General features: G+C 29.0%; 13 protein-coding genes and 1 other annotated feature. Of the genes, 11 read left to right on the forward strand and 2 right to left on the reverse strand.

Going from position 1 to position 13,352, the window contains the following annotated elements:
- The first annotated feature begins 153 nt into the window (after positions 1-153).
- The 5 genes from HUU89_RS07815 to HUU89_RS07835 all read left to right on the forward strand — a co-directional run bounded on the left by HUU89_RS07815 (position 154) and on the right by HUU89_RS07835 (position 4,766).
- The gene (locus HUU89_RS07815) at positions 154-2,226 is read left to right on the forward strand and encodes a hypothetical protein (protein WP_175301462.1); all 2,073 of its coding nucleotides are present in this window, start codon (positions 154-156) and stop codon (positions 2,224-2,226) included.
- An 87-nt stretch (positions 2,227-2,313) separates the two neighbouring features.
- Positions 2,314-2,547 (forward strand) — a binding site (T-box leader).
- A gap of 41 nt (positions 2,548-2,588) precedes the next feature.
- On the forward strand, positions 2,589-3,455 hold the full coding sequence (locus HUU89_RS07820; protein ID WP_175301463.1) for a shikimate dehydrogenase: 867 nt from the start codon (positions 2,589-2,591) through the stop codon (positions 3,453-3,455).
- 86 nt (positions 3,456-3,541) lie between these two features.
- Positions 3,542-3,829: a putative quinol monooxygenase gene (locus tag HUU89_RS07825; protein WP_175301464.1), complete on the forward strand. Its 288-nt coding sequence runs from the start codon at positions 3,542-3,544 to the stop codon at positions 3,827-3,829.
- Positions 3,829-4,350, forward strand: a complete 522-nt coding sequence (locus HUU89_RS07830) for a nitroreductase family protein (RefSeq protein WP_147580582.1) — start codon at positions 3,829-3,831, stop codon at positions 4,348-4,350. Before HUU89_RS07825 ends, HUU89_RS07830 begins: the two co-directional genes overlap by 1 nt.
- A 2-nt stretch (positions 4,351-4,352) precedes the next feature.
- A complete protein-coding gene (locus HUU89_RS07835) occupies positions 4,353-4,766 on the forward strand; it encodes a peptide deformylase (protein ID WP_032089784.1) in 414 nt (137 codons plus the stop codon).
- 24 nt (positions 4,767-4,790) lie between these two features.
- Here HUU89_RS07835 and HUU89_RS07840 read toward each other — a convergent pair whose 3' ends face one another.
- Entirely contained in the window at positions 4,791-5,954 is a 1,164-nt protein-coding gene (locus HUU89_RS07840) for an FprA family A-type flavoprotein (protein ID WP_175301465.1), read from the reverse strand.
- A gap of 209 nt (positions 5,955-6,163) precedes the next feature.
- On the opposite strand from HUU89_RS07840, the gene HUU89_RS15305 reads away from it, so the two are divergent.
- The 4 genes from HUU89_RS15305 (at position 6,164) to HUU89_RS07860 (ending at position 9,692) form a co-directional block, all read left to right on the forward strand.
- Positions 6,164-6,805: a LytTR family DNA-binding domain-containing protein gene (locus HUU89_RS15305; protein ID WP_317992332.1), complete on the forward strand. Its 642-nt coding sequence runs from the start codon at positions 6,164-6,166 to the stop codon at positions 6,803-6,805.
- Between the two features lie 289 nt (positions 6,806-7,094).
- A complete protein-coding gene (locus HUU89_RS15445; protein WP_411897125.1) occupies positions 7,095-7,346 on the forward strand; it encodes a MetQ/NlpA family ABC transporter substrate-binding protein in 252 nt (83 codons plus the stop codon).
- A 527-nt stretch (positions 7,347-7,873) separates the two neighbouring features.
- Entirely contained in the window at positions 7,874-8,419 is a 546-nt protein-coding gene (locus tag HUU89_RS07855) for a V4R domain-containing protein (RefSeq protein ID WP_175301466.1), read from the forward strand.
- Positions 8,406-9,692, forward strand: a complete 1,287-nt coding sequence (locus HUU89_RS07860; RefSeq protein ID WP_032089787.1) for a diguanylate cyclase domain-containing protein — start codon at positions 8,406-8,408, stop codon at positions 9,690-9,692. The genes HUU89_RS07855 and HUU89_RS07860 overlap by 14 nt, the downstream gene beginning before the upstream one ends.
- A gap of 108 nt (positions 9,693-9,800) precedes the next feature.
- Here the strand turns inward: HUU89_RS07860 and HUU89_RS07865 are convergent, their stop codons facing one another.
- Entirely contained in the window at positions 9,801-10,040 is a 240-nt protein-coding gene (locus HUU89_RS07865; protein ID WP_175301467.1) for a hypothetical protein, read from the reverse strand.
- 78 nt (positions 10,041-10,118) lie between these two features.
- Here HUU89_RS07865 and HUU89_RS07870 point away from each other — a divergent pair, with 78 nt between their 5' ends.
- The gene (locus HUU89_RS07870) at positions 10,119-10,403 is read left to right on the forward strand and encodes a DUF4143 domain-containing protein (protein WP_394802867.1); all 285 of its coding nucleotides are present in this window, start codon (positions 10,119-10,121) and stop codon (positions 10,401-10,403) included.
- A gap of 241 nt (positions 10,404-10,644) precedes the next feature.
- Entirely contained in the window at positions 10,645-13,212 is a 2,568-nt protein-coding gene (gene clpB / locus HUU89_RS07875; protein WP_175301468.1) for an ATP-dependent chaperone ClpB, read from the forward strand.
- Positions 13,213-13,352: the final 140 nt, after the last annotated feature.

Genomic DNA, 13,352 nt, shown 5'->3' on the forward strand with positions numbered 1-13,352 from the left:
GAAATTGACAAATAAGAGGGAAAGAAGTATATTATAGATAGATGAGACATACAGTCTCAAAAAATGGTGCTTGTACAATTTAAAGTAACGATTATTTATTAGTTTTATATGAGAGTTGCGGTATCAATATTTAATGGTGAAGGAGGAAAAAATATGAATAAGAAACTCATTACAATGCTTGTAACATTTTGCTTTATGCTACTATTAGCGCCAGTTTCAGTAATGGCGGCAACACCAACGAATGCACCAATCGTCATTGATGTAGGAGGAGCAAATGTTGAAAATGAAAACTATAAAATTACAGATACAGGCATTAATATTCGTAAAAGAGATGTTAATTATGAATTGACAGGTACGACTGATAAACAAATTAATTTTTGGGGAAGTAATAATCCTAATGAAGTTGATCAAGCTTTTTATTTAAAACTTAATAATTTAGTATGTAATGGGGGCTTTATAGTACAAAATAGCCCTGTGAAGATGGTAGTTGAAGTGCCTAAAGATACAAATAATAAACTAAAAAGAATTTCAGCTAATGATTTAACTATATATGGATCAGGAGTATTGAATACAGAAGGTTTTACTGTAACACAAAAAACATCTTATATGGATAGTGCACTTCATGTTACGGATACAACAATCAATGTAAATGTGGCACGAAATTCGGCTGAATGGAATGGAAAATGTGTGATATCAGGAAATGCGGTTCTTACATATACAGGAAATGGAACATACGCGCCTTTACAATTGGGAGTAAAGAATGGGGATACTACTCATTCGGTTTTATTAGAAGATAACGCGAAACTTATTTGTTTACAAGATGACCCTGAAACGCCATCGGAATATTCTGTTTCAGGACTAGAATCATTTGGTGCATCTATAACTTTAAAAGATAATAGTTATTTAGAAGCGGAAGCAAAATCAACAACAGGAAAATATGCAGGTTTTGGAATTATTTCTCTTTCTCCTATGAAAGTGCTTGGGAATTCTAAAGTGGTGGCTAGAGGCTATGATGCTGCTTTAAGCGTAGATAATAATTTAGAAATTAATGGTGGAACTATTAAGGCAATAAGTAAAGAAAGCAACGGTATTTATGCGAATAATTTAAAAATTGAAAATGCACAAATTGAAGCTGAAGGATACTATCCTGCTTTATTTGGAAATGCTGCTTTATCTATTTCAAATAGTACCATTAATGCAACTAGTACAGGTGATATCGCAATCTTTACAAGAGGTAATCTTTCTATAGAAAACAGTAAAGTAGACGCTAATGCTCCACAAGATATAGAAGGAATAAAAGCTAGACAAACAACAATAATTAATCAATCTTGGATAACAACAACAGGAAATGAATCTTATGATTCTATTAATGATAGTGTTCTTTTCAATGGTAATAATGGTAAAGTTATTGGTAATGCCACTGTAATCGGTGAAGAAACGGTTTCATCTGAAAAAACTTTAATAATACCAGAAGGAACAACATTAACAATTCCTGATAAAGCTAAATTTACGAACAATGGTACGGTTGTTGTAAATGGCACAATTATAAATAATGGACAAATTATATGTACAAATCATTCAGGTGGAAAAGCTACTTGCATACAAAAAGCTGTTTGTGAACTTTGTAATCAAGAATATGGTGATTTATTAGAACATAATTATTCTACAAAATGGATGAATAATGAAGAAATTCATTGGCAAGAATGTACAGTATGTCATAATCATAAAGATGAATCGAAACATATATTTGATGATGATAAAGATACTGTTTGTAATGTTTGTGGATATGAAAGAATGGTAAATATTAAAACGCCTAAAATTATAAAAGGTCAAAATAGTAAATGGAAAAAAGATAGCAAAATAGATTTTGTATTTGTTTCAGATGCAGATTATTCTGATTTTGTAAGTGTATCTATTGATGGTAAGATAATTGATTCAAAGAATTATTCATCTAAAGAAGGAAGCACGATTATCACATTAAAAAGTGATTATTTAAATACTTTATCAGTTGGAAAACATACAATAAGTATTAATTCAACAACAGGAAGTGCATCTACTGAATTTATTATTGAATCAAATGTGGTGGAAACACCTGTAAAAGCAGAAAACAAACAAGATGTTAAAAAAGTAAAAACAGGTGATGATGAAAATATTATAGGTATTGCTTTATTATTGGTAGGAAGTTTAGTTGTTTTAACTTATATTAGAAAAAAGAAAATAGATTAAAATAAATATCGTCCCATGAGGGGGCGATATTTTGCAATATGCTTATAAAAATCTTTGACAAATAAATGATGAAGTGGTTTAATACAAATAAATACAGTGAAAAGAAGTAGTAGATGATTAAAACATAAGTAGAGAGCTTTTGGTTGGTGAAAAAAAGTTATGTTTGATGATTGAATTCCTCTTGGAGTAGAGTATTGAAGTTAGTAAATATCTCCGGTAACACCCGTTAACGTGTATGAGTATGTAGGTACTTAGTAAGGTTATTATTGTGAAATAATAACGAAGTAAGGTGGTAACGCGATGGTCTCTTTCGTCCTTATGGGATGAAGAGACTTTTTTATTAATATATGGGGGAAATAAAAATGGAAAAGAGAATTACAGGACATACAGAATTATTAGGTTTAGTAGCAACACCAATTAGACATTCTAAATCACCAGTGATGCACAATGCTGCATGCCGTGCTTTAGGCTTAGATTATGCATATTTAGCTTTTGATATTCAACCAGATCAATTAGAAGATGCAGTAAAAGGTTTCAAAGCTTTAAATGTAAGAGGATGGAATGTTTCAATGCCTTATAAAACAACAATTGGTCAATATTTAGATCATATTACACCAATTGCTAAAATGTGTGGCGCTATTAATACTGTTATTAATGATCATGGTGTTTTAACTGGAACTATTACAGATGGAACAGGTTATATGACAGCTTTAAAAGATCAAGGAATTGATATTATTGGTAAAAAGATGACAATTGTTGGTGCAGGTGGAGCAGCTACTGCAATCGTCATGCAAGCTGCATTAGATGGTGTTAAAGAAATCAGTATTTTCAATATTAAAGATGCTTCATGGGATCGTGCTTTAGAAAATGTAGAAAAAATCAATTCACAAACTCAATGTAAAGCACAATTATTTGATTTAAATGATCATGAAACATTAAGAAAAGAAATCAATGAGTCAATTATTTTTACAAATGCAACAAATGTAGGTATGGGTAAATTAGAAGGAAAAATGGTTTTACCAGATACTTCTTATTTAAGAAAAGATTTAATTGTTTCAGATGTTATTTATATGCCAGAAAAAACAAAATTATTAGAAGAAGCTGAAAAAATAGGATGTAAAACAATTAATGGTCTAGGAATGATGCTTTATCAAGGAGCTGCTTCATTTAAATTATGGACAGATCAAGATATGCCAATTGATGTTGTAAAAGAAGCTTTAGACTTTTAAAATGTTATGCAGTGCATAGCATTTTTTTATTTGACAAATAGAATATTTTATTATATTGTTGATATATCAACTAACGGAGGTATACTATGATTAAAATTGTTGCAGAAAATTATATTAAAGAAGAATATCAAGAAGAATTTTTAAAACTTACAAAAGAACTTATTATTTTAAGTAGAGAAGAAAAAGGAAATATCTCTTATCATCTTTATCAAGATATTAATGATGATAGTCATTTTATTTTTATTGAAGAATGGCAAAATCAAGAAGCAATTGATGAACATAATCAAACAAAACACTTTACAACAATTGTTCCTCAAATCAAAAGCTTTGCTTCAAAACCTTCAAGAGCAATTAAATATAAAGAGGTGCAATAATGAATACATTAGAAACAATTTTTACAAGAAAAAGTGTTCGACAATTTAAAAATCAAAAAGTAGATGAAAAAGACATCAAAACAATCTTAAAAGCAGGAATGTCAGGACCAACATGTGTTAATTCAAAAGATTGGTCATTTATCGTTGTTGACGATCCAGAAGTTCTTCATAAAATGTATAAAGCAAATGGTGTACCAGCGAAACCATTACTTGAATGTGCTTTTGCTATTTTAATTTGTGGAGATTACTCAAAAGCATTTAAATTCTCTAAAGATTATTTTGCTGTAGATGGTTCTATTGCTGGACAAAATATGATTTTAGCAGCTTGGTCTTTAGGTATTGGAAGTGTTTGGCTTGGTACATGGCCACAAATGGATCGTGTTTTTGCCCAAAGTAAATTGTTTGATTTACCAAATGATCAAATTCCTCATTCAATTATTGCTTTTGGTTATCCTCTAGATGAAATTAAAGAGAAAGAAGAATATTATGATGAAGCTGTTGTTCATTATAATAAGTGGTAAAAATGGTTAAAGAAATTATTAAAGATGAATTCTTTTTAAAACAAAAATCAAAGTCATGTACAAAAGAGGATTTATATATCGCCAATGAATTATTAGAAACAATTCAAGCTTACAAAGAACAATGTGTTGGTATGGCAGCGAATATGATTGGATATTTAAAAACAATGATGGTTGTTTTAGATGAAAATAAATATCTTATTTTAATTAATCCTGTTATTTTAAAAACAAGTGGAAAAACGTATCAAACAGAAGAAGGTTGTCTATCATTACAAGGTGTAAGAAAGACACAAAGATATGAAAGTATCAAAGTAAGTTATTTAGATCAAGATTTTAAAAAGAAAATTAAAACGTTTAAAGGGTATACAGCTCAAATCATTCAACATGAACTTGATCATTTTGAAGGAAAAATCATATAAAAAAATCAGCATTAGCTGATTTTTTTAATGACATATTTCTTCAATAAGTTGATTAATTGCCTCTTGATTTTCATCTTTATAAGTAGATTTAATTGTGACCGTATTTTCACAAATAGTAATATTTTTCATTGGAGTAAGCATATCTTTCATCACTTTATTTGCAAGAGGAGCCCAAGAACCATTTTCAATAAGTCCAACAGTTTTATTTTGATATCCTTTATGTTGTAATCTATGTAAGAAATCTTCCATTGGACTAAAGACACCACCATCATAAGTAGCTCCAGCTAAAATCATTTTAGAATATCTAAAAGCATCTTCAACTGCTTCAGCCATGTCATCTCTTGTAAGATCAGTGAAGGCAACTTTAACACCTTTTTCTTTTAATAAATCAACTACTTTTAAAGCCACTTCTTTGGTATTTCCATGGATAGAAGCACTGGCCACTAAAACACCTTCATCTTCACTTTGATAACTACTCCAAATTTGGTATTTATCAATATAATATCCTAAATTATCTTTTAAAATAGGACCATGTAAAGGACAAATCATTTTAATATCTAAAGTGCTGGCTTTTTTTAATAAAGTTTGTACAGGAGCACCATATTTACCAACAATATTAAAATAATAACGTCTTGCTTCACAAGCCCAATCTTCATCATGTGATAAAGCCCCAAATTTACCAAAGCCGTCTGCTGAGAATAATATTTTTTCAGTTGTTTCATATTCAACCATTACTTCAGGCCAATGCACCATCGGTGCCATGATAAATTTCAAATGATGATTTCCTAAATCTAATTCTTCTCCTTCTTTAACCACAATACATCTTTCATCTAATCCTTCAATATTAAAAAATTGAGGAAGCATCGCTTTTGCTTTGGCACTTAAAACAAGTTTTGCTTCTTTATACTTTTCTGTAAATAATTGAATATTTGCGGAATGATCAGGTTCTAAATGAGAAACAATCAAATAATCAGGAACATGTTCCTTTAATTCCTTATCTAAATTATCAAACCATTCTTTTGTCTTTCTTGCATCAACTGTATCCATAACTGCAATCTTTTCATCTAAAATAAGATAAGAGTTATAACTAACCCCATTAGGTACAATATATTGACTTTCAAAAAGATCAAGTGTTGTATCATCAACCCCAATATATTTAATCGAATCACTAATTATAACATTATTCATAAAAATCCTCCTTTTAGTCATTATAACACTAATTTCTTAATGAAATATTGTTTTCGTGATATGAAAATAATATTTTATAAAAATTTCTTACCAAAAATAAAGGAGAGATATATTATTATCGATAAAATCAAAGTATTAAGGAGTATGTTATGAGAAAAATAGCTATTTGTGATGATAGTAAATTGGATCGATAGCTTTTAAAAGTTGTTATACAAACATATTTTGAAAATAATGAAGAAGAATTTAAAATCTTTGAATATGAATTAGGAGATAATTTATTAGATGATATTGAAGTAGAACTCTTATTTCTAGATATCATTATGAATGGAATGAAGATAGCTAGAAAATTAAGAGATATTCAATTTAAAGCACCAATCATCTTTCTTACAGCTCATGCAGACTATGCGGTAGAAAGTTATGAAGTATATGTAGCGGGATATTTGTTAAAACCTTATGATACAAATAAATTAACATTGCTTTTAGATGAAGTATTACAAAGAAGTGTTCAAAAAAGAATTGCTGTTAAAGTTAAAAAACAACATCGATATCTTGAAATTAATGATATTATGTATGTTGAAAGTGATAAACATGTATTAAATATTCATTTAAAAGATAGTAGAGTGATTCAAACAACAGAAAAGTTGAGTGAATTAAAAAAAACGATTAATTCAAAAAGATTTATTCGTTGTCACCAAAGTTATCTTGTTAATATGGATTATATAAAAGATGCAAAAACAGATTTTATTCTTAGTAATGATATAAGAATACCAATTAGAGTAAGAGGACGAAAAGAAATTATTGAAAGATATCATAAGTATTATAGTTCAGAAAGAATGAATGATCATTTATAAGGTACAATTGTTAGTTAATAAAACAAATGTGCTTTTTAACATGTGGAAAAGTCTTTTATGAAATAGGGTACATTAAAATAGAAAAGTATTTTAATGCTTTTTAAGTTGGAGGAATTTTGAAATTTATAAAATGATGTAATAAATAGAATTTGATTATAATTGTAGTTATATTATATGTCAAAATTCAAAGAACAATTTTGCCAATTTATAGATACAAATGCAAAAACTTTGTCAAAGATATTGAAGGATATCAATCAAGCAAAGATGGAAAAAAGTTATCAAAATTGGTATATGTGGTTCAGCAGATACATTTAGAGCTGTACAAAAAGTTTTAGATGCTTATAATTTACCTAATGAGGCTTTAAATAATGGTGAAATTGATTTAAATTCATTCCAACATAAAACTTATTTAGAAAATGAATGCAAAAAACAAGGGCATGATTTAACGACTATTGGAGATACATCTTCTGCTCCTTTTACATTATATTCTAAAAACGTAGGTTCTTTAGAAGCATTAAAAACATTAGCTGGGGAAAAATAAACGTGTAAAAAAAGCACAATTGTTAAAAAACAAAACAAATGTGCTTTTTTTATTACTTTTTGTGCAAAAATAGAAGATTTTTAAAAACAAATGATACAATGTTTTAAATTAGAAACATTTATTGAAAAGGGGAAAAATGAAGAAAACACTTTATGTTTTTATTTGAAAAGAATGTATATGCTTTAGAAACAAGTAAAATCTTTTCAGATGAAATAAATAGGATCATTGTAATGGGTCTATTATAGTGTAATATCATTATTATGGTCCTTAAAGAAACAAGACGTAGAAAATGACAAAACTCATTTTCTTTTTATTTCTTTTTTTATAGAGAGAATATTTCTTTTTTTGACATGCAATTCCTTGAAAAAAAAGATATTTTTATATCCTTATAATAACGCTTACAATTGAAATTGTATTTTAAAATTATGATGATATAATAAGCTACGAACTTAAACAAATTTCAAAGAGAAAAAAGAACTTCAGGAATAATGAAGATAAATATTTATATGAATGTTAGGAGGGAAAATATGAAAAATATCTTTGAAGTATCTCTTGAAAGCCATTATCAATTTGAATGGGATAAATTAGGAAATATCAAAAAAGGAAGAGAACATTTAGGTGAGGAAATGCCGGTTCTTGTCTATAGATTATTAGAATACAGTATGAATGATGTCTTGTTTAAAAATTTTGGTATTGAAAAAACAGATGAAATTTTTAGACAAGCTGGTTATCTTGCAGGATGTGAATTTGCGAAAAATGCATTGCCTCTTGATGCTGATGAAAGTACATTTGTAAGTACGCTTGTTCAAACTTTAGAAACTTTAAAAGTAGGTATTTTAAGAATGGAAGAAGCGGACTTTGAAAAAGGTGAATTTGTAATTACAATTCATGAAGATCTTGATTGTAGTGGATTGCCACCAACAGGTGAAGTTGTATGTAAATATGATGAAGGTTTTTTTGCGGGAATTTTAGAAGTATATACCAAGAAGCCTTTTAAAGTAAGAGAAGTTGATTGCTGGTCTAGTGGAAGTAGAGTATGTCGTTTTAAAGGGACAGTAGATGATGATCGATAAGGATCAAGAACTTTTCTTAGATTACATTAAACAACTTTTATATAACACAGATGAAGCAACACTTTGTCGTGATGAACTTTCAGATGATGTAACACAGCTTGCAGATGGAATTGAATATTTAGGTGAAGTGATCAAAGATGAAAAGATTGTTTTATCTAAAATGGCCCAAGGAGAAGTAGATGAAGAATTTTCTATATCTCACAATTATTTAGCGGCTCCTGTTAAAAGCATTCAAAGTAATTTAAAGCATTTATCATGGGTTGCTCAAAGAGTTGCGGCAGGTGATTATAAACAACATGTTTCAAGCTTAGGAAGCTTTTCTGATTCATTTAATGAAATGATTGATCAATTAAGCCATTATCGAGAAAAGATGGAACATATCAGTAATACAGATGTCTTAACGGGAACTGCGAATCGACGTGCTTTTAATCAAATGATTAAAAAGCTTTGGGATAAAGATATTCCTTGTGCCATTGTATTTATTGATATTGATGGTTTGAAGTATGTAAATGATAATTATGGTCATTCTGGAGGAAATCGCTATATTAAAGAGGTATGTCAAATCTTGAAAATGAATTTAAAAGAAGATGAATTTATTTTTAGAATTGGTGGGGATGAACTACTTATTTTATCTAAAAAAGAAGATGCACATATATGTGAAGAACGTCTACTAGAAATACGCTTACAATTTAGAGAAGAAATGAAAAAGAAAGTACCGTATCCATGTGATTTTAGTTTTGGTTGTGTGGATATTGATAAAAAAGAAAACAAAACAATTAGTGAATATTTAAGTCTTGCTGATAAAAAAATGTATCATTTTAAAATGCAACATTATATTGATCAAAGACGACCTAAATACAGTAATCATATTGATAAAAGTGGTTTAGATAGTCGTATTTTTGATGCTTTTTCTCAAACATCAATCAACCGCTATGCTTATATATGTAATATGGAAACAAATGTTTCAAGATGGTCCGTACAAGCTGTCAAAGACTTTGATTTACCTTATGAATATATGTATGATGCAGGTAAAATATGGGAAGAACATATTCATCCAGATGATTGTAAAGAATATGAAGAAGATATTGAAGCAGTTTTCTCTGGAAAGAAAGAATGTCATGATTTAACATATCGTGCACGTTTAAAAAATGGTAAATATATAAAATGTCGTTGTGAAGGATATGTCTTAAGAGGAAGAACGGCTAAAGAACCCAATCTTTTTGCAGGAATACTTACACGAGTCGATGAAGCAGTGAATTATGAAGAAAGATAGTTTTAAGTGGGATCAAGGTGATCTCACTTTTTTATTTATCAAAAAAGAAAAGACTAAGAACACCTAAAATAAAACATCCAGAGCAATCACATTGATAATTTTTTCGATTCAATTTGATTTTGATTTAAAAGTAAACAAAATCATACCAATAACAGTTGTTCCAAAGAATAAACAAATTGGAAATGTCGTGATTTGAGGTAAAAGGCATGCAAAGTGAATACTTTTTCTACCGGTATTAAACCAATAAAAAGGAGAAAGAACACATAACTGTTTATTTAAAAAATGAATGTTTCGTCTCTTTAAAGCAACAAGTATTTTCCAAAGTACTTTCCCACAACCAATATACAAAGAATGACCTCTATAAAAAGAACAAATTATGAAAATGTGAAGCAATTAAAAGTATGGTTATACAAAAGAAAAGAATATTTGAAGATACTTGAAAAGTACTATATTGTAGATATTGGAATGCGCTATATGTTACTAGGAACACAAAAAATAGATGCTGGACATATTTTAGAAAATGTTGTGTATTTAGAATTATTAAGAAGAGAAAATAAAGTATTTGTAGGGAAAGTTGATCATTTTGAAGTGGATTTTGTTGCGCAAAATTCTAAAGGTATCGAATACTATCAAGTTGCATTAACTGTACGTGATGAAAAAACACTTCAAAGAGAGTTAAGACATCTTCAAGCTATTCAAGAATTACCCTAAAGTTATTCTTACAATGGATGATGATCCTGAAGTGCAATATGAAGGAATACGACGTATTAATGCACGAAATTGGTTATTAGGGCTAATTGAATAGTTTTATTAGTGTTAAATAATATAGAATAGGGGATCTTTTAAAGAGGATTTTTTTAATTTTTTAGCACTTAAGTGTTGACAGTGCTAAAAATATGGATATAATAAAATTAGCACTAGGGATAAAGGAGTGCTAAAGGAGAGTGATAACATGGATATCGAAAAATTTACAGCCAAGATGCAAGAGGCAATTCAAAAAGCAAGTCAATTAGCATTAAGTTATAAGCATCAAGTAATTGACATTGAACATGTATTGTATGTTTTATTGAATGATAGTAGTGGTATTTTTCCAAGGGTGTTATCTAAGCTAAATAAAGATAAAAATCATTTCATTCAAGTATTAGAACAAAGGCTTCAACAAAAAACGACACTTGAAAATATTGATGTCAATAGCATGAGAATAAGCTATAGCTTAAATGATTTACTTGCGAAAGCAAATAGTCAAATGACATCGTTTAAAGATGAATATATGTCTGTAGAACATGTCATTATGGCTTTATTTGAAATAAATGAAAATTGGGTCAAAGATTTATTAAACCAAGAAGGTATGAATAAAAAGGATACAAAAAAGGTGATTTTAGAAATGCGGGGTGATCATATGGTAGACAATCCAAATCCAGAAAATACTTATGAAGTATTAGAAAAATATGGACGTGACTTAACAAAAGATGTGGAAAATGGAAAATTAGATCCAGTTATTGGACGTGATGATGAAATTCGTCGTGTCATTCAAATCTTGTCACGTAAAACAAAAAATAATCCAATTTTAATTGGTGAACCAGGTGTTGGTAAAACAGCCATCGTTGAAGGATTGGCATGGCGTATTTATAAAAATGATGTACCAATTTCTTTACAAAATAAAACTTTATATGAACTTGATTTAGGTTCACTTGTAGCTGGTGCTAAATACCGTGGTGAATTTGAAGAAAGATTGAAAGCAGTTTTAGGTGAAATTAAAAAAGCAAATGGGAATATCATCTTATTTATTGATGAAATCCATCAATTAGTTGGTGCTGGTAAAACAGATGGTGCGATGGATGCTGCTAACTTATTAAAACCAATGTTGGCTCGTGGTGAACTTCATTGTATTGGAGCAACGACTTTAGATGAATATAGACAATATATTGAAAAAGATGCAGCTCTTGAAAGACGTTTCCAAAAGGTACAAGTTGATGAACCAACAATTGATGATAGTATTGCTATCTTACGTGGTTTAAAAGATTCTTTTGAAAGACATCATGGGGTTAAAATCAATGATAGTGCTATTATTGGGGCTGTTAATTTATCACAAAGATATATTACGGATCGTTTCTTACCAGATAAAGCCATCGATTTAATCGATGAAGCGTGTGCTTCAATTCGTATGGAAATTGATTCTTTACCAGAAGAATTAGATGGTATTACACGTGAAAAGAATCGATTAGAAATGGAAAGAATTTCGATTGAAAAAGAAGATAGTAATGAAGATAATGTAAAACGTTTAAATGATATTAAAGAACGTATTGCTTCTTTAACTGAACAAGAAACAGCATTAAAAGCAAAATGGAAAGAAGAAAAGTCTTCATTAGATCATATTAAAGAATTAAAGAATCAAAAAAATAAACTTGTAGCTTTACAAGATAAATATATGCAAGAAGGCAATTTACAAGAAGCTTCTAAACTTCAATATGGTGATATTCCAAAAATCACCAAAGAAATTGCTGATCTTGAAGCAAAAGAATCGGATGATGCTTTACTTCAAGAAAAAGTAACTGTTGATAATGTCTCAGAAGTTATTTCAAGATGGACAGGTATTCCAATGAATAAATTAATGGCTTCTGAAAGAGAAAAACTTTTAGCCTTAGATGATACATTAAAAGTACGTGTTATTGGTCAAGATGATGCAATCACTAAAGTAACAGATGCTATCTTACGTAGCCGTGCTGGTATCAATGATGAAGAAAAACCAATTGGTTCCTTCTTATTCTTAGGTCCAACTGGGGTTGGTAAAACAGAAGTGGCTAAAGCTTTAGCAGAACAATTATTTGATACTGAAAAGAATATTGTGCGTATTGATATGTCTGAATATATGGAAAAATTCAGTGTCTCTCGTTTAGTAGGAGCTCCACCAGGATATGTTGGTTATGAAGAAGGTGGACAATTAACAGAAGCAGTAAGACGTCATCCTTATAGTATTGTATTATTGGATGAAATTGAAAAAGCCCATCCTGATGTTTTCAATATCTTACTTCAAGTCTTAGATGATGGACGTATTACAGATAGTAAAGGTAATACAGTTAGCTTTAAAAATACAATTATTATTATGACAAGCAATATTGGTTCTCAATATTTATTAGAAGGAAATAATGAAGAAAATAGAAAACTTGTCAAAGAAGAATTAAAAGTGCACTTTAAACCAGAATTCTTAAATCGTATTGATGAAATTGTTATGTTTAATTCATTAGATAGTTCAGTAGTAAGAAAAATTATTGATAAATTTATTGGTCAATTAGTTCATCGTTTACAAGATAAAAAGATTACGATTTCTTTAACTGATCAAGCTTATCAAATGATTCAAGAAGAAGGATTTGATCCAATCTATGGAGCAAGACCATTAAAGAGATTTATTCAATCTCAAATTGAAACAAAACTTGCTAAAGAAATTATTAAAGGAACAGTTCATCAAGGACAACATGTAGAAGTTGATTATCAAGATGGATTTGTTTTAAAAGCTCAATAAGGAAGTAGTATAAAAGCTACTTCTTTTTTTATAAAACTATTTTGTATTTAGAAAGAAAATAATAGCTAATTAAGTACGAAAAATCGTACTTTTCTTTTTGAAATTGTAGGAATATAAATAAAAATGTAAAATTGTTTTTT

Origin of the sequence: Faecalibacillus sp. H12 (genome assembly GCF_013361255.1) — a bacterium.
GTDB lineage: Bacteria > Bacillota_I > Bacilli_A > Erysipelotrichales > Coprobacillaceae > Faecalibacillus > Faecalibacillus intestinalis.